Here is a 15,978-nt window from a genome sequence, read left to right on the forward strand (position 1 = left end):
CCGGAGTCGTAGCGACCGAACATCTGCCGCTTCAGCGGGCCCAGAAGCCCAGAGCCCCTCGGCGCTGCCGCCCGTCACCGCGTCGACAACCTGGCCCGCGTCGGCATCCGCGACAGGCCCCGGCGACGAGGGGCCAACCGGGCACCGGGAGATCCCCGCTTCCGGCGAAGGCAATGTGGCCGAACCAGGTTGCCCGGAGACCGGGTTGCTCCATACTGGACCGGCTATGTACTGCCAACTCCCCATATGTAACACGGGAGTTCGATGCGTCAGAGGTGTATCGCGTGCAGAGCTGCTCCCACACCGAAGCAACTCGCCTGCTCTGTGCCGGCGCCTACCTCGACGCCGAGTTCCGGCGCCGGGTGATCGAGCAGCTCGTCGAGCACGAGGAGCGCCCCGTGGCACCCTCGCTGGGCATCGACGCCGTCGCGGTGCTGGGCCACGCGCTGCGCGCCCGCGCACAGGAACTCCAGGTCGCGTGCGTGATGCTGCTCGCCTGGGCCGCGTTCTTCGCCCTCGAAGTGGACAGTGGCGGCCTGCACATCGACTTCGACGACGGCACATGGCTCGACATGCCCGTGCTCTGGGCCCCGGCGTATGCGGTGGTGTGCTGTCTGCTGTGGGCCGGGCGGGTGGCCACCGGCCGCAGCATCGCCGTGTACACCCTCGACCGCGGCACGCTGAAGCGGGCGACGCACGGGATCAGGCGGCTCACCATGCTGCTGCCGCAGTTCCCTCGGTTCCTCATGCTGGTCTACTGGGCCACCGTGTTGTTCATCCTCTTCACCCGGGGCCAGAACCTGTACGCGGTGTTTTTCCCGCTGCTGATGGCGGCTGTCGTCTGGCTGCACCGCTCCCGGGTGGTGTGGATCATGTCGCACCAACTGGACCGGGACGTCTTCCCCCTGCTGCCGCCAGCTCGGCTGCCCGGCACCCGTACCTGTCGCCGCATCGCCGAGGCCATGGCCCGCGAGCAGTACGCTGGGCTGGTCCTCCACGACCCCCTCCGCCCCTTCGTAGGTGCTGGCAAGCCCTACGAACCGTGGTCGTTCGCCATCGAGCTCAAGCCGAAGCACGGGGCCGGGTTCACGGGCCGCCCGCTCAGCACTCGCGCCGTCATCGACCTCGTCCGGCCGCGGGTGGAGGCGCTGCGGCAGTCGATGGCCGCCACCAGCCGGGACCGGTTGGGCGACCTGGAGATCGACGAGGTCGTCTATCTGCCCGCCGGTGAGGTGCCGCGCACGCGGGTGTCCTACGACCCCGCCGCTGTCGCCTGGCACATCCGCAACGCCGTCGACGAGGGCGGCGAGGCGCGACGCCACTTCCTGCGCATCCGGATCGGCGCGTGGGAGGAGCAGATCGTGGTGACGGTGCTGGTCCGCGTGCACGCCCAGGGCGGGATGCTGGTGCTGGAAGTGGCCCCCCACGTCCTCACCCCGATCCGGCCGGAGTTCGCGGCGGTCGACGTCATCGCGGCGCGGGCCCGCCTGGTGCTGCGTGACGGTCTGCGGGCCCTGCTCACCAGTCCGACCGCCACCTTCGCCTCCGGCGTGTCCGCGATCGGCACGACGGCGGCCGTGGTGCGGACCTGGCTGGCCGATCCGCAGCGCGCGCTGCCGGACGGGCCCGTCACCTCGGTGCGGGAGCTGGGCAGCGTGGAGGAGATATCGCTGTTCCAGGAGATGGACGTCAGCCGTTATGTGAAGACGGTGCAGGACCGCATCACCAGCGGAGTGCTGGACGCGCTGCGTGCCGAGGGCTATGAGACGGGCGAGTTCGAGCAACAGATCGTCCAGATCAGCGGAGGTGTCTTCATCGGCGCGATGAGCGGCGGCGCGGTCGCCGTCGGCAGCGGGGCGAAGGCGGAGAACACGAACTGAGGGGTTGACGGGGCATGACGACGGGTTCGGACGCCGGCAGTGGACCAGGCGGCCAGGGACACATCTCCATCGGAGTGATGACGGGCGGCGCCGCGGCCGCTGGGCCGGGTGCCCGCGCCGTCGATGCCTCGGCGCGGACGGCGACGGCGCGGCCGAGCGACTCCCTCGACGCACCACCGGAACTGCTGGCCGCCGTACGCACCCTGCGCGAGCACCTGCGCACGCTCACCCCGACCGACGAGACGGCCGAGGTCGACGAGGCACTCGCCGCCCTGGAAGGCGACCTCGACCGCACGGGCCGGGCGGCACGGGGCCAACTGGAGTGGCTGGCAGCGCGCCTGAACGCCGGCGCCACGGCCCTGGCCGGGCTGGCCTCCGCGGCGGCCGTGGCCCAGACCCTCAGCGGGTTGCTGGGGTGAGGTCCAGGGAGGTGGCCGCCATGGCGCAGTGGGACACCGAACGGCAGGGATGGATGCCGGACGCGCACGACCCACCGCCCGGCCTGCGCGGCTCGCGGATCCTGATCCTGGCGATGGTGGCCGCGCTGCTCTGCGCAGGCCTGGGATACGGCGCCTGGACGCTGTTGCGGGACATCGACTGGGGAAGCGACGAGCCCGTCCCTGGCGTCACGCTGAGTCAGGCCCGCCCTGACACTTCCTGAATCCTGAAGGCGGCCAGTCCGAACGCCCAGGTCACGCCCGCCCATCACCCTCGGCTGGCCCACCTGCACCGTGCGCTGGGCAACCTGCGCGGCGTCGTGGACCCGGCCGTGTGGGAGGCGGACCGGGCCGATGCCCATGGTCGGCTCACCGACCTGCGCAACCTGCTCGGGCAAGCGGTCCGGGAAGCAGCGCTCGCCTCGGTTACGGACACCGACCGCCGTGTTGTCGACCAACTACTCGACGCAGACTACGACTTGTGACCGCTCCGCCCGCGGAAATGCCGCTTCACCATTACCGTTGACCAACCGCACCCTGCCTACGACACCGCCATCACGTTCCTTGACCACCCGGACACCGGCCTCCCCGACCTGTACTCGAATGGCCCAACGAGACCTGTGCCTCCACCGCCGCTGCACCGTTCAGGCGTCACTCGAAGGTGGCCGGATAAGGAGATGTACGGCGGGGTCAATCTCGACATGGCCGCCCGACTCGATCTCGCTGCGGCCACGGTGCCCGGCCCCGCGAACCGCGGGCGACGGGACGCCGGTCGGGTGAGCCGCGAAGTGCGCAAGACGCGGCTCACCCGATGTCGGCGCGGCGGGCTCCGCCTACTTCTGGTTGAGGGGGAGGGCGACGTCGAAGACCTGCTGGCCGGAGGGGAAGGCGCCGGCGCTGTCGGCTTCCCCTGTCAGCAGGTTGACCTTGTAGAAGCGATAGGAGCCACCGGTGGCCAGGGCGGCGAAGCCGCGGTTCGTGCCGTCCTTGGGCGAGAAATAGATGTCGAAGCCCGCGCTGGGGCCGGCGTCGACGCCGAGGTTTCCGGTGGGGGCGAGGGTCCCGGCGTTCGCGGGGGACTGCAGGACGACGGTGTTGTTCGTGGTGTCGATGTCGAACAGGCTGGTGGCGGTGGCCGCGTCGAGATCATTGTTGGTGTAGGCGGCGCCGGTCACCCCGAGGGCGGGGGTGGTGGCGGGCGGTGTGGTGAGCGTGCCGTCCACGACGGTGCCGCCGGTCGCGACGTTCACGTCGTGGCGCAGATTCTGCCCGGTGTCGCTGATGATCCGCAATCTGTCGGCGGCCGGGTTGAAGTCGACGCCGAAGGCGGTGCCCTGGAGGGCGACGCTCAGCTGTGACACCTTCGTCGCCACGGCGTTGCTCGTGCCGAGGGTGTAGACGCCGCCGGCGTCACCGACGCCGTAGAGCCGGCCGTCCTGGACGCGGTAGTCGATACCGACCAGCTCAGTGTCGCCGTCAAGACCGGTGACGGTCCCGATCGAGGTGACGTTCTGTGGGCTGCTGGCGCGAAACTGCACCAGACGCTGGCCGTCCGTCAGGCCAGTCACCTTCAGGCCGCGGTGGCCGGCGTCACCCGGGTCGGTGTCGGCGGCCAAGGCGGGAACGCCGGTGGACAAAGCGGCGGCGAGCGCCACCGCGAGAACTGCCTTGTGCATGAGATCTCCACGGAGTCGAGGTGCCTGCACGTCCAGACACCACCCATACGAGGACAACATCAGCACACGAATCGGGCACGCCGACCGCTGCCATGTGGGGTACGCGCGGCAGTCAGGACCCGAGATGACGCGCAATTACATCCGGGAGAAGACCCTCGAAGGCCAGGTCACCGCCGCATCCAAGGGCAACGACGGCGGACGGCCGAAGGTCATCGACGACGACATGCACACCCTCGCCCAAGCGCTGCAGGACAAGGGCGGGGCCCGCCCCGGTTGCTCGACCTGTCCAGGGTGGGGAAACCGGGGCGGGGGCTGTGGAAGCCGTCCTGCCGAAGGCTCGCGGTCCTCCGGCGGGACGGGCGTCTGGTGTCTGCGGCCCTGTCCGTGGGGTCGCCGTACGGCGCATGCATGCCGGGTCAGTCGGTGCCGGGTCAGGGGATCCGCACGGTGTCGGCGCGCTGCTCGTGAATCCGCCCGGACAAAACAGCGCCTCCCGAGGGGCTGACCTTGCCGTACGGCCGCGACTCCTCGCCCTCCCGGAGGGGCTGATCGCAAGCGAGGCACATACGCACGCTGGTCAGCATCTCGTAACGGGGCATGGGGATCAGGACAACGCCGGAGGAACAACTGAAAGTGTTCGGCGCGCAGTTGTACGAAGTCATCGGGTCCGCCTACCCGCCGACGCGGCGCACCGAGCCGCGGATCGCCGCGAAGGTCTGGGATGCGCTCGGGGACGCACAAACGGTCCTGAACGTCGGGGCCGGCACCGGCTCCTACGCCCCCCGATCGCGACGTCACGGCAGTGGAACCGTCGGCGGTCATGCGGGCACAGCGTCCCGCAGGCGCGGCGTCGTGCGTGGCCGCCAGTGCGGATGCGAACTCGGCGGTCACTACTTCCTGTCGTTTGTTGAGGAACACCCCCCTGAGGTCCCCGGCGAGCGCGATTTGGCCAGGTGACGAGCCACCGGTCAGCAGGGCAGGGCGTCGTTGGTACGCATGCGGGTTGTGTCCTGCGAAGTGCCGTAATGATGTGGAGGGCGCGGCATCGTAGTCACGAGATCCAAAGAGTTGCGCTCCGGCGGAGCATCGCTGTGAGCGCAGGCGTGGCCGACGCCGCGGTACTCGGCTACCCCGCTGAGCGCCTCAGTGTCGCCCTCCACAAGGACGGGCGCCGCGCGCGTTGTCGACGTAGGGCTCGCGTGGGGACCCGCTGTCGCTTCGGAAGTTCAACCCCCGAGAGATGGCAACTGACGTCAACCAGCGACAACCAGGCGCGGTGGCTGACGCTTCCAGCCATCAGCTCTGCTCCGGTCGGCTTTGCACTGATTGCCATCCGGGATGATCTGTCGCAGGCTCCTGCCGGCTGCGGCCAAGTCCCGCTCATGTTCCTGGACATGGTCGCAGCCCGGGCCGTCCGCCAGGCACGATCGTGTGGCGGTGGCGGCTCCGCTCGGCAGCGCGGCGGCCACGGCGGTGGCCAGGCAGGCCGGGCAGTTCGCCCAGGGCGACGCCGGGGCGGGTACGGAGGCCATGGCGCGTAGCCGGATGCCGCGCGAGGGGGTAAGAGGACGGTCCACTTGTACCCTCCGGGTGTCGTCCGGCGCCGTGGCCGCCTGCGCGCGGTCGGTGGAGTGCCGGTCCATCGAGGCGACGGATCAAGATGGCCGTCGCGCCGCTGCGTCGCGGCCTACCGATCAACACGCCTCGCGAGCGATCGCGCTCGCTCGCCCCGGAGGTCACCCGTTGAATCACCACCGCGCCATCCCGGCCCGGCCTGCACGCTGCCGAGGGACTCAGTAGGCTGCTCGAGCACTGCCCGGAACCGAACCGCACCCACGATCTGGTGCGTCAGTTCCCGCCATGCGCGACGCCCGCGACGCCGCCCCGCCGCCGGACTGGCTCGAGCAACTGACGACCGCCCGCCTCCCGGCCCTGGCCGGCCTGCCAAAGCCATCCGCGGGGATCAGCCCGCAGTCGTGGAGGGCATCACCACCCCGTTCAACTCCGGTGTCAACGAAGGCCGCATCACCGATCTGAAGCTCCAGAAGCGGATCACGGCCGGCCGCGCGGGGGTCCCGCTGCTCGGCCACCGCGTCATCCTCATGGCTCTGCTCCGGCGCCGCTACCCCGTGACGGAGCGTCAGCGGCGCACGGTGGCACATTCCAGCTTCACGAAAATCCTGCCAGGGCGACATCAACATGTACGCCGACGGGAAGTTCAACCGCGCGGACCGAGCGCCTGAACCGTGCGCTGAAGAGGGTCATCCGAAAGGGGGCCACGTCGTCCTGCTGGACGGCACCCTGATCCGCGCCCGGCGCCGCACCGGGAAAGACGACTGGCGCAACTACAGCGGGAAACACATGGTCCACGGTGCGGGCGGGATGGGTCTGCTCAATGAAAAGGAGCAAGAGTGCTGAGAGACGAAAACCTTGGGCTCTTGGAGGAGCTTGAGCTGTCGCCCGCCGAGCGAATGCTGTGCCAGGCATATCGCAGCGGCACCGCCTTCGACGGTGGATACGGCGGCCGGACCCCCACGGCAGTGGCGGGAGAGGAGCGGCAGGGGCAGGAGGTGCGGGGGCTTGTGATTTCTTCCTTGCTGGTGGCTCCGCCGCCCGCCCTGCCTGGGAAGGCCGCAGCACTTCGTATGGTCGGGGTCCGAGTGAGCGGGGATGTCAACCTGTCCAACGCCTCCATCGCTGTACCTGTGGAGTTCCGGGACTGCCGCTTCGACCAGCCGATGAGTCTCGTTGACTGCGCAGCACGCGCACTGATCCTGGACGGTTGCCGGCTGCCGCTGGTGGACGGCCGTCGGCTCACGGTCCAGGGCGACCTGATCATCCGTGGCTGCCAGATATCGCACGGCCTTGTACTCCAGCAGGCGTCGATCGGCACCGATCTCACCCTGGACGACAGCACGTTGGGGTGCTCGGCATCCGGTCGGGCCGTCGACGCCGAAGGGCTCGCCGTTGCCCAGGACATGAGCGCAGAGCGACTCCGCTGCGTTGGCGATGTCGCACTGCGCGCAGCGCGGATCGGCGGCAGTGCGAGCCTGGCCGAAAGCACGCTGGAAGGCAGGGGAACCTACGCTCTGGACGCGCCGCGCCTCACTGTGGAAGAGGAGTTCTCGCTGGGGTCGGCGGCCGCACCTGATGCCGCGGCCTCGGCGGTGCCTGATGGCTCCCCCATCCCCTCGGCACCTGGCCCAGGTATCACGGGGGGTATCCGTCTCGACAACGCCGTAGTCGGCGGCACCCTCACCATCGGCACACGGGTCGACCTCGGGGAGGAGGGCGAGCTGGCCCTCCGGCACATACAGGCGGCTGAGCTCTACCTCGCCCCCGCCCTGTCGGGACATGGGAGTGTCGACCTCAGCTACTCAACCGTCACACGCCTGCGCGACAAGAGATCCAGCTGGCCTGGCCGAGGCCGCCTCAGCCTGCGCGGCTTCACGTACCAAGAGCTGCACCCCCTTGAGGTCACCCCGCTGCTCTGGCGCCTGGATTGGGTGGCCAGCGGCCAGAACACCCAAGGCTTCGACCGTGCAGCGTACGACCAGCTCGCTTCCGCGCTCCAGGCCGGCGGTGCGTTCGACGACGCCAACGATGTGCTCCTCGCCAAGCGGCGCCGCGACCGGGAATCACTGATGCTCGGGCCGAAACTGTGGGATTACCTCCTGGACTGGCTGGCCTGCTACGGATACCGGCCTGGGCGGGTAGCTGTGTGGCTGTCCGTCACCTGGGCATGCAGCAGTGTCTACTTCGCCAGCAATCACCCGCAGGCCCTGAACCCTGAGGAGGCACCTCAGTGGAATGCGGCGATCTACACGCTTGATCTCGTCCTGCCCGTGCTGTCACTCGGCCAGGAGACAGCCTGGCGGACAACTGGCCTCTCCCAGTGGGTGGCTGTGGTCTTGTCCCTCGCCGGATGGGCGACCGGGGTGATCCTTTCCGCAGCAGGAGCGGCGGTCATCTTCCGACGCAACTGACGATCTTGACCCCGGACACCAGGGCAGTGACTATTGCGACTTGGCGCCCATCGAGCATCCGTCTGCCGACACCACGGTGGGCCTCGATGTGGGTCAGGGCCTCGATCCAGCGCCCCTTCGGTTGCGAGGATGCCGCGCCAGGCCGGTCCCGCAGTCTGACCGCGAGCCCATCGATCGCATACCGGCGGTGAACGCACGACCTGACGGCGGCCCGCTCCCCACCGGATCATCCGAATCTGCGAGCGCCAGTGCGTTGCGGTGCTCGCCAACCGCGGCTACCTGGGCGCCGGCCCGTGGGTGACCGCACCCGTCAGACTCCCACCAGACGGGGACTTGTCATCGACCCAGCGCACGGTCAACCGCGCGCTCTCAGCGGCGAGGGCACCCGTGGAGCGCGGTGTGGCCCCCCCTGAAGTTCTGGCGGATCTTCCGCAGAGCCCGGTCCAGCCCCAATCAAGCAACAGCGACGCTCCGGGCATCGAGTCCTCGCAGCGGTTGGGCCGCCACCGATGGGTCGTCGAACGGACCGTGTCCTGGCTGGCCGGCTGCCGACGCCTGCGCCGGCGTTACGAACCCAAGGCCGAGCACTTCCTCGCCTTCGTCGGCATCTCCGCGGCCCTCATCGGCTATCGCCGATTGGTCACCTCACTCAGGGCCTGAGCCGGTCCTGCTGCACGTCGAAGCAGTTCAGCCCCATCGAGTCCGCCACGCCTGCCGCGTAGGCCGACGCTTCCTCGGCCCTGCTCCAGCCCATCCCGAAGTAGATGAGCGGACGACTCGCACAGTCGATCAACGGCCCGATCGACCAGGGCGAGGTTTCGTCCTGGTCCTCGGTGATGACCCCGAGCGACGTACCCCTCACGTACCCGCCCGGCTTGTGATTTCTCGGCGGGCGCGGCCCGTCCTCACATCCCGGCCATACCACCGCCGGTGAGACCCGGAGCCAGCGCCGGGACCCAGAAGACGGCGACGGCCAGGACGATCGAGGCGATCCCCACGGCACGGGCCACCAGGCGACCAACCGGAGCGAGTTTCTCGGCGGTGATCACGGCGGCCAGGACCACCATGGCCCACAGGTTCATCACACCGAACGCCGCCAGCAGCACCATCAGCGACCAGCAGCAGCCCAGGCAGAAGGCCCCGTGGTGGGCTCCGGCACGCAGATCGCGCGAGGCCCCCGGGTACGAGGCGTAGCGCAGCATCAGGCCGATCGGCGAACGGCACTTCGCCAGACAACGGTCTTTGAGAGGCGTGAGCTGGTAGACGCCGCTGACCGCGAACACGGCCGCGGCCACTGCTGTCCCCGCCGCCGGGGGGAGGCGCGCCGCCCCGACCGTGAAAACGACCATGCGCGATGCCCGGTGCACGGTGATGGTGCGTGCGTACAAGGCGGCGACGGGTGCCGTGGCGGGCAGCATCATCGCAGTCATCATCAGCGTCCACACGGCCAGGAAAGCGGCTAGGCCCAGGCCCATGGTGCCGGGCATCGCCGGCATGCCGCCCCAGCGCGTCACCATCCAGACCCAGGCGGCGGCCGCCACGACCAGCAGCAGCCCGGCGGGGGCCACCCGGATGCGGACGGTAACCGGCCCACCGGTCATCCGGACCACGTGAAGGGCGCCGAGTGTCCGTTGCGGCCCGTGAAGTCCCAGGACCGGCCGTACACGCCGTCGCCCGTCGCCCGGGTGGACCGGGCGATCGTCAGTGTGCTGTTCACCGGGTGGAACATGCCCGTCAAGCCCATCACCGGACCGTCCTGGCCGAACTGCGGGGCGACCTGGTCCTCGATCTCGATGTCGATGGCATCGCCGACCCGCGCGGCGTGGTGGCGACCGTCGTCGCGGTAGTCGATGGGGACGCGCTCCACGCCGAGGACCTCGCCGATGAGCGGAGCGAGCCCCGCCATCGGCCCGCCCACCTGGCCTGAGAAGACCTTGCCCAGCGCCTCCGCCTGGCCGTCGTCGGCTGAAGCGTCGACGTACAGCGCCACCTGCCAGCCGCCCTCGGCCATCACCCGCGGCCCGTCGATGAAGACGGCCACGCTGCGGTCGGAGACGTCGACGTCGTCCACGTTCCCGCTGTCCACGTGGAACGCGAGGGTCAACTGGCAGCGCTCGTGGTCGGCCGGTGCGGTGAGGCCCGAGGTGGTGCAGGGGCACACCACGTCACAGTTACAGCTCTCCAGGTACGTGCCGTTCAGATTCCAGGGCATGACTATTCCTCCCTGTTTTGCGGCCCCCGGGGTCAAGGGGATCCATCGAGAGGGTCCGCTCCGACCCGGTGCCGCTCTTCTCCAGGCTATTCCTGACGACCCCCATCGCGCAGATCCGCTGTCAGTGCAGCTCACCGGCGACGTCATCTTCATGGCCCGTTCGATCTCCGAGCCGGAGGCCGACGCGCTCGTCACCTCACGAATCGCCTGTACGCGTTGCGACCAGGTGTTCGCACCTGCGCACAGCCAGGATTTATGGGGTGACCTGTCCTACCTTGCAGGCGGACTATGCGCTGTTCTTCCCTGGGCGCAGCACGTCGACAGTCCTGTTCACCCCGACTCGGCATGGGACGCCTTGACGCAGTTGCGCATGTCCTGTGTTCAGGCATAAGCACTCGTCTCGGCAGCGATACGGCCATCAGAAACGGTGTCTTACTCATCTGCATTACGCCCGTACTGCTCCCGTTCGCCGCCCTCGACGTGTGGCTGGTCCTTGCGCTGCCCGTGGCGGCGGCAGCCCAGCCACCCGCCCTCGCGATGGTGTTCAAGCGGGTCGAGCCGCCGACGGGCGATCACCGGCTCCCGCCTGGTCCCCCTGGTCCGCGCAGCCGCACGGTTCGAGAACGGCGTTCTGGGCGAACGTCATGAAGACGAAAGCTGCCTGATCACGCGTCAATCGGTTTGCCACCCAATGGCTCATGGAACAGCGCCAGCGGCCCTACCCTGCTGTGTCATGCCACAGACGCGCCTCGACACTGCCCGGATCCGGGCAGCCCGCCAGGTGATCGACCCTGCCTTTCTCGACACCCCGCTCTACCGCTGCGAGGCGCTGGAACCCGCCCTCGGATGCGCGGTGAGCATCAAGCTCGAAACGGCGAACCCGGTCCGCAGCTTCAAGGCCCGCGGCACCGAGATCGTCGCGAGCCTGCTCGCCGACCACGGCCCCCAAGCCGTGGTGTGCGCCAGCGCGGGCAACCTCGGCCAAGCCCTCGCCTGGTCCGGCCGCCGCCGGGGACTCGACGTCACCGTCGTGGCATCCCGTCACGCGACCGCCGCCAAACTCGACCGCATCCGCGCACTCGACGCCCGCCTGGAGCTCGTCGACGGCGACCACGAGACAGCCCGCAAGCGGGCCGCGGCCATCGCGCGCCGCGACGGCATCCGGCTGCTCGAAGACAGCCTCGACATCCAGACCTGCGAAGGCGCGGCCACCATCGGTCTGGAACTGGCCGACTCCACAACACCGTTCGACACCGTCCTGATCGCTCTCGGCGGTGGGGCACTGGCCACCGGCGTGGGCCACGTGATGAAGGACCTCGCCCCCGAAACTGAGGTGATCTGCGTCCAGCCGCTGGGCGCACCGGCCATGACCCACTCCTGGCACCAGCGGCGCGTGGTCACCACCGACTCGGCGCGCACCATCGCCGACGGCGTCGCCGGCCGGTATCCCATCCCGGCCGTCCTGGACGACCTCCTCCTGGTCGCTGACGACGCCCTCCTCGTCCAGGAGACATCGATCATCGCCGGCATGCGGAAGCTCCACGACCACGCCGGCCTCATCGTCGAACCTTCGGCCGCACTCGGCATCGCAGCGATCCTCGAAAACCGCGACCGCTTCGCCGAACGACATGTGGTCACCATCGTGTGCGGCAGCAACGTCAACATCGACGACTATCACCGCTGGATCGCCACGGCCCCCACCCACACCTCCTGACCACCACTCCCCACTTCGACTTCTCCGCGAGCGGGCCGTCCTCGCAGCGCAAGGCCCGTTCATGATCGCGGTTGTGGTGACCCTGCGTGGCTTCAGCGCGGAAAGTAGTGATCCAGAACCACGCCTCGTGAGCCCACGAGGCAGGCGCTGCCGTCCGCGCGTGGTGCGAGGAGAAGAAGGACGATGCGGTCAGTTCCTCCGCCGCGTCGCGGGCACTTGTCACGACGTCGCCGCGCAGCAGGTCGCGTACCTCGGCGGCGAGACGGGGGCCGCAGCCGCAGCGGGGTCGGTTGGGGAAAGGGCACGACAGGGGCGGGCATCGAGGGCTCCCGGAAGAGGGCAGGGCTCAGCGAGGGCGGGGCGCCGTGCGGTGCCCCGCCCTCGGGCCGGAGGACCGGTGGGTCAGACGGTGGCGGGAAGCGGCTCGGAGGCGGGTGGCGCGGTCAGTCGGCCAGTACGGTGCAGGCCGTAGAGGGCGGCCGCGCACGCCAGGCCGAGCGCGGACAGCGTGATCCAGGGCAGGGCGGGCATGCCGGCCGCTCGGGAGGCGTCGAGCGCGGCGCCGGTGCCCAGGTTCCCGACGGTGATGCCGATGCCGCAGATGGTGTTGTACAGCCCGTAGTGAGTGGCGACGAGGCGGTCGCCGGAGAGCCGGACGATGGTGTCCATCTCGAAGGGGTAGGCGATCATCGTGCCGATGGCCAGCAGCAGCGCGGCGAGCGCCGGTGGCACTGCCGCGAGCAGCCACAACCCGATCCCGGACTCCGGTACGGGCACGGCGGTGGCCAGCAGCAGGGGGACGAAGGCCAGGCCCATGGCCGCCAGTCCCCGGACAAGCGCCTGCCCGGGTTCGTACCGTGCCTTGCACCACGCCGTCACTCGCGTCTGACCGACGATCGTGCTCAGCCCGGAGACGGCGAAGAGCATCGCCACCGCAGTACCGAACTCCCCGTCGCCGCCGAGCCGGCGCACCTCCAGCGGCAGCGCCAGATAGACCTGGAAGGACAGGACGTACGACCCGATCATGGCGACGGAGAACAGCAGGAACGGCCGGTTGGCGAGGATGCCCCGCCACTGGACCAGTACACCGTCCCGGTCCTCCTTCCTGCTCTGGCTGTCGTCGGCCCCGCGGGCGGGCAGCGCCCGGATCTGGACCACGGACAACAGGGCGAAGATCCCGGCCGCGACCAGGCAGGTGACGCGGAAGTCCACCCCGGTCAGCACCATCCCCACCAACGGGCCGAGCAGGATGCCCGCCTGGTAGAACACGTTGAACAAGGCGAACGCCTCGACCCGGCGCTCCCCCGCGTCGGCCGCGAGGTACGCGCGTACGGCCGGGTTGAACAGCGCCCCGGCCAGCCCGGTGGCCGCGGACGCGGCGAGCAGCGCGGGGAGTGAGTCAACCAGTCCGAGGGTCGCGAAGCCGAGGGTGCGCAGCACACACCCGGCGACGATCATCGGCTTGTAGCCGATCCGGTCGGCGAGCGTGCCGCCGACCAGGAACATGCCCTGCTGGCTGAAGTTCCGTACACCGAGGACGAGTCCGACGATCCAGCCGGCCAGCCCGAGGGTGCCGGAGAGGTGGGCGGCCAGGTACGGCATCAGCATGTAGAAGCCGAGGTTGATGGTGAACTGGTTGACCATCAACAGCTGGACGCTGCGTTCGTACGACCGGACCTGGGTGAGCAGCCCCTTCACCGGGTCTCCTCGGGGGAGCCGGAGTCGAGGCCGGGAACGTCCTTGGCGCCGTTCTGTTCCGCGCCTTGAAGGGAGAGGGGATCGACCACGGTGGTGCACCGGGTCCAGCGGGTGACCTCCTTCTCGTCCAGGCGGCCGATCAGCTCCGGGTCGGGCGCCGGTGGGGAGTCGAGCAGGCCGTGGGCGGCGCAGTAGTCGTCGTCGTAGACCGTCCCCAGGTAACGCTGCGGGCCGTCGGGGAAGACGGCGACGATCCGTGCGTCCGCGGGCATCGTCCGGGCCAGCCAGCCGGCCACCAGGGCGACCGCGCCGACACTCCACCCGCCGGTGGCGTAGTGGGAGGCGGCCAGTTGGCGGCATGTCCACACCGCTTCCTGCGGGGCGACCCAGTGGACCTCGGAGAACTGCTCGTAGGCGACATTACGGGGATAGATGCTGGAGCCGAGCCCGCGCATCAGTCGGGGCCGGGCGGGCTGGCCGAAGATCGTCGAGCCGGGGGTGTCCACGCCGACGACGGTCAGTTCTGGGTAGAGCTGACTCAGCACCCGGGAGACACCCGCGGAGTGGCCGCCGGTGCCGACGCTGCACACCAGCACGTCGATGTGGCCCATCTCTGAGGCGAGTTCAAGAGCCAGCGGGGTGTAGGCGACGACGTTGTCGGGGTTGTTGTACTGGTCCGGGCACCACGAGTCCGGGTCCTGCTCCAACAGGCGCTGAACGCGCTCGCGGCGGGCCTGCTGCCAGCCGCCCGTGGGATGAGGCTCCGAGACGACGTTGACCTGGGCGCCGTACGCCGTCAGCAGCCGGGTCATGGACAACTCCAGCCCCGGATCGGTGACCAGGGTGACCGGGTGGCCGTACACCATCCCGGCCAGTGCCAGCCCCAGGCCCAGGGTGCCGCTGGTGGATTCGATGATCCGTCCGCCGGGCCGCAGGTCGCCACGGGCCCGGGCCCGCTCGACCATGTGCAGGCCCGGACGGTCCTTGATACCGCCGGGGTTGAACCCCTCAAGCTTCGCCCAGAAGCCGCGCCCGGCCGGTGCCAGCGGCTCCGACACCCGCAGCAGCGGGGTGTTTCCCACCAGCCCGGACAGGGCGGAATGGCCCGCGTTGACCGCGGCCTTGGTCAATGACTGCATGTCTGTGTGTTCACTCTCGCTCGATGAATGCGGATGAATGCGCGCGGGTTCATCTCGCGTCCCATGGCGTAAGGGCGGACCATGGGTCCGCGTTCAGGGCATGGGCACGCGGCAGCCGACGAGGTCGGTCGGCTGCGAGCGAGTGGTCTAGATCCGCCAGCGCGAGGTACGGGCGAGCGCCACGCGTCCGGTGCGTGCGCTACGACGTCTGCGGAATCCATGCCGTACGAGGGGTCTTTCCGTCACCACTGACACGGCGATGAGTACGACCACGGCCATCGCGCCGAGGGGAAGGTCCTCCACCGACGGCGCCCCCGTACGGACGATCATGTCCGCCACACAGTCCTCGGCCCGGTGAGGAGCGTGAGGAGCGTGGCGCTCGTGATGCTCCCCGCCCGCGACCATCGCCGCAGAAGCGACAGGGACGGACACCGGCCCGTGCGTCTCCTCAGGCAGGCCATGAATGGTGGCGCACAGCATGAGCGCCATCAGCAGGGTGCCGCGGATCACCGAGACGAGCCGGCGCCGGCGCGGTGAGCCGCATGGGGCCCATGGGGCGTGCGTGAGCATACGGAAATGTGTCGACACAGGTCCTCCGCGCTGCTGCCACCGTCTCCGACGAGGACGGAGTGAGGCGCAGGCATGGTGGGGTCAGGACGGCATCGACGAACGTGAAGGCCCGTCATGAGCAGAGGACACGACGCTCGTCGCGCGATTTCAGCCGAACCGGTGACTTACCGGCAGGGCTGGTTGGAGGACTCCGTACTTCTAGACCTGTTGCACCACGGAGGCTGCTCTGAGCGCCGCGGGTGAGGCAGCGGCCATGGGCTTACCAGCGGTAGGCGCTCGTCCGATTGAAGCGTCGTCGGCACTGGTTGATTCGCGAACTGATGCTGCAAAGCAGGGTGATGCCAGCCCGGAGCCCTGTTGGGGCTGCCCGGATGCGCACTGCTCGCCAGGATGGGACGACTCATGACCGCCGTGGTGATCGTCCGGTTCCGCGGCGAACAGCGGCGCAGGACCGACGGCTGGATGGCGAGCGTCGTCACCCGAGAAAGCCGCAGGGGCCATTGCACTGGTGGAGAGGTGTCCTCTGACACTCTCGACATGCACGCCGTGGGTCACGAGGATCCCGAACAGGAGCACGGCCAGGGCCAGTACGCGCAACAAGGGGCCCGCACCAGAGCGGGTCCCGAGCATGCACAAGGGCGACCAAGCCGTAACCATGCCGTGATC

At 69.4% G+C, this 15,978-nt stretch carries 15 protein-coding genes and 3 pseudogenes; 11 read left to right on the top strand and 7 right to left on the bottom strand.

Going from position 1 to position 15,978, the window contains the following annotated elements; genetic code table 11:
• Nucleotides 1–284: 284 nt before the first annotated feature.
• From H4N64_RS39760 to H4N64_RS39775, 4 genes are all read left to right on the top strand, one after another.
• Nucleotides 285–1,880: a hypothetical protein gene (locus H4N64_RS39760; RefSeq protein ID WP_222109951.1), complete on the top strand. Its 1,596-nt coding sequence runs from the start codon at nucleotides 285–287 to the stop codon at nucleotides 1,878–1,880.
• A 14-nt stretch (nucleotides 1,881–1,894) separates the two neighbouring features.
• Nucleotides 1,895–2,299 carry a hypothetical protein gene (locus H4N64_RS39765; protein ID WP_186287495.1) on the top strand — a complete coding sequence of 135 codons (405 nt, stop codon included), beginning with the start codon at nucleotides 1,895–1,897 and terminating at the stop codon, nucleotides 2,297–2,299.
• Nucleotides 2,300–2,319: 20 nt separating this feature from the next.
• Complete coding sequence (locus tag H4N64_RS39770; protein ID WP_186287496.1) at nucleotides 2,320–2,541, top strand: hypothetical protein; 222 nt, start codon at nucleotides 2,320–2,322, stop codon at nucleotides 2,539–2,541.
• 96 nt (nucleotides 2,542–2,637) lie between these two features.
• Complete coding sequence (locus tag H4N64_RS39775) at nucleotides 2,638–2,802, top strand: hypothetical protein (RefSeq protein ID WP_186287497.1); 165 nt, start codon at nucleotides 2,638–2,640, stop codon at nucleotides 2,800–2,802.
• Nucleotides 2,803–3,150: 348 nt separating this feature from the next.
• Here H4N64_RS39775 and H4N64_RS39780 read toward each other — a convergent pair whose 3' ends face one another.
• Nucleotides 3,151–3,993, bottom strand: a complete 843-nt coding sequence (locus H4N64_RS39780) for a DUF4394 domain-containing protein (RefSeq protein ID WP_186287498.1) — start codon at nucleotides 3,991–3,993, stop codon at nucleotides 3,151–3,153.
• Nucleotides 3,994–4,584: 591 nt separating this feature from the next.
• Between H4N64_RS39780 and H4N64_RS39785 the strand changes: the two are divergent.
• From H4N64_RS39785 to H4N64_RS39805, 5 genes and pseudogenes are all read left to right on the top strand, one after another.
• A pseudogene (locus H4N64_RS39785) lies at nucleotides 4,585–4,867 on the top strand (MerR family transcriptional regulator); the annotation flags it as partial.
• A gap of 1,325 nt (nucleotides 4,868–6,192) precedes the next feature.
• The gene (locus H4N64_RS39790; RefSeq protein ID WP_186287499.1) at nucleotides 6,193–6,411 is read left to right on the top strand and encodes a hypothetical protein; all 219 of its coding nucleotides are present in this window, start codon (nucleotides 6,193–6,195) and stop codon (nucleotides 6,409–6,411) included.
• A gap of 20 nt (nucleotides 6,412–6,431) precedes the next feature.
• On the top strand, nucleotides 6,432–7,979 hold the full coding sequence (locus tag H4N64_RS39795) for an oxidoreductase (RefSeq protein WP_186287500.1): 1,548 nt from the start codon (nucleotides 6,432–6,434) through the stop codon (nucleotides 7,977–7,979).
• Nucleotides 7,980–8,170: 191 nt separating this feature from the next.
• Nucleotides 8,171–8,457: pseudogene (locus H4N64_RS39800) on the top strand (transposase family protein); the annotation flags it as partial.
• A pseudogene (locus H4N64_RS39805) lies at nucleotides 8,454–8,639 on the top strand (transposase); the annotation flags it as partial. The pseudogenes H4N64_RS39800 and H4N64_RS39805, both read left to right, overlap by 4 nt.
• Here H4N64_RS39805 and H4N64_RS39810 read toward each other — a convergent pair.
• From H4N64_RS39810 to H4N64_RS39820, 3 genes are read right to left on the bottom strand one after another with little or no spacing between them, the layout of a single operon-like run.
• On the bottom strand, nucleotides 8,629–8,841 hold the full coding sequence (locus H4N64_RS39810; protein WP_260860253.1) for a hypothetical protein: 213 nt from the start codon (nucleotides 8,839–8,841) through the stop codon (nucleotides 8,629–8,631). The pseudogene H4N64_RS39805 and the gene H4N64_RS39810 sit on opposite strands and share 11 nt — an antisense overlap.
• A 43-nt stretch (nucleotides 8,842–8,884) precedes the next feature.
• The gene (locus H4N64_RS39815) at nucleotides 8,885–9,580 is read right to left on the bottom strand and encodes a DUF2182 domain-containing protein (protein ID WP_186287501.1); all 696 of its coding nucleotides are present in this window, start codon (nucleotides 9,578–9,580) and stop codon (nucleotides 8,885–8,887) included.
• Complete coding sequence (locus H4N64_RS39820; protein ID WP_186287502.1) at nucleotides 9,577–10,191, bottom strand: DUF1326 domain-containing protein; 615 nt, start codon at nucleotides 10,189–10,191, stop codon at nucleotides 9,577–9,579. The genes H4N64_RS39815 and H4N64_RS39820 overlap by 4 nt, the downstream gene beginning before the upstream one ends.
• A 733-nt stretch (nucleotides 10,192–10,924) precedes the next feature.
• Here H4N64_RS39820 and H4N64_RS39825 point away from each other — a divergent pair.
• Nucleotides 10,925–11,905 carry a threonine ammonia-lyase gene (locus H4N64_RS39825; RefSeq protein WP_186287503.1) on the top strand — a complete coding sequence of 327 codons (981 nt, stop codon included), beginning with the start codon at nucleotides 10,925–10,927 and terminating at the stop codon, nucleotides 11,903–11,905.
• A 402-nt stretch (nucleotides 11,906–12,307) separates the two neighbouring features.
• On the opposite strand, the gene H4N64_RS39830 is transcribed toward H4N64_RS39825, so the two are convergent.
• The 3 genes from H4N64_RS39830 to H4N64_RS39840 form a co-directional block, all read right to left on the bottom strand.
• Nucleotides 12,308–13,603, bottom strand: coding sequence for an MFS transporter (locus H4N64_RS39830; protein WP_186287504.1), 1,296 nt, complete (start codon nucleotides 13,601–13,603; stop codon nucleotides 12,308–12,310).
• Complete coding sequence (locus H4N64_RS39835; protein WP_186287505.1) at nucleotides 13,600–14,742, bottom strand: PLP-dependent cysteine synthase family protein; 1,143 nt, start codon at nucleotides 14,740–14,742, stop codon at nucleotides 13,600–13,602. The genes H4N64_RS39830 and H4N64_RS39835 overlap by 4 nt, the downstream gene beginning before the upstream one ends.
• Before the next feature lie 147 nt (nucleotides 14,743–14,889).
• Complete coding sequence (locus tag H4N64_RS39840; RefSeq protein WP_260860254.1) at nucleotides 14,890–15,312, bottom strand: hypothetical protein; 423 nt, start codon at nucleotides 15,310–15,312, stop codon at nucleotides 14,890–14,892.
• Between the two features lie 402 nt (nucleotides 15,313–15,714).
• Here H4N64_RS39840 and H4N64_RS44615 point away from each other — a divergent pair.
• Nucleotides 15,715–15,978, top strand: a 264-nt coding sequence (locus tag H4N64_RS44615) for a hypothetical protein (RefSeq protein WP_222109952.1), incomplete at its 3' end; no start/stop codon positions are given.

The organism is Streptomyces cupreus, from assembly GCF_014257025.1.
GTDB lineage: Bacteria > Actinomycetota > Actinomycetes > Streptomycetales > Streptomycetaceae > Streptomyces > Streptomyces cupreus.

Coding starts and splice junctions, on each gene's coding strand:
- H4N64_RS39765 (WP_186287495.1), top strand. CDS start 1,895: ATGACGACGGGTTCGGACGCCGGCAGTGGACCAGGCGGCCAGGGACAC.
- H4N64_RS39770 (WP_186287496.1), top strand. CDS start 2,320: ATGGCGCAGTGGGACACCGAACGGCAGGGATGGATGCCGGACGCGCAC.
- H4N64_RS39780 (WP_186287498.1), bottom strand. CDS start 3,993: ATGCACAAGGCAGTTCTCGCGGTGGCGCTCGCCGCCGCTTTGTCCACC.
- H4N64_RS39790 (WP_186287499.1), top strand. CDS start 6,193: ATGTACGCCGACGGGAAGTTCAACCGCGCGGACCGAGCGCCTGAACCG.
- H4N64_RS39815 (WP_186287501.1), bottom strand. CDS start 9,580: ATGACCGGTGGGCCGGTTACCGTCCGCATCCGGGTGGCCCCCGCCGGG.
- H4N64_RS39820 (WP_186287502.1), bottom strand. CDS start 10,191: ATGCCCTGGAATCTGAACGGCACGTACCTGGAGAGCTGTAACTGTGAC.
- H4N64_RS39825 (WP_186287503.1), top strand. CDS start 10,925: ATGCCACAGACGCGCCTCGACACTGCCCGGATCCGGGCAGCCCGCCAG.
- H4N64_RS39835 (WP_186287505.1), bottom strand. CDS start 14,742: ATGCAGTCATTGACCAAGGCCGCGGTCAACGCGGGCCATTCCGCCCTG.
- H4N64_RS39840 (WP_260860254.1), bottom strand. CDS start 15,312: ATGCTCACGCACGCCCCATGGGCCCCATGCGGCTCACCGCGCCGGCGC.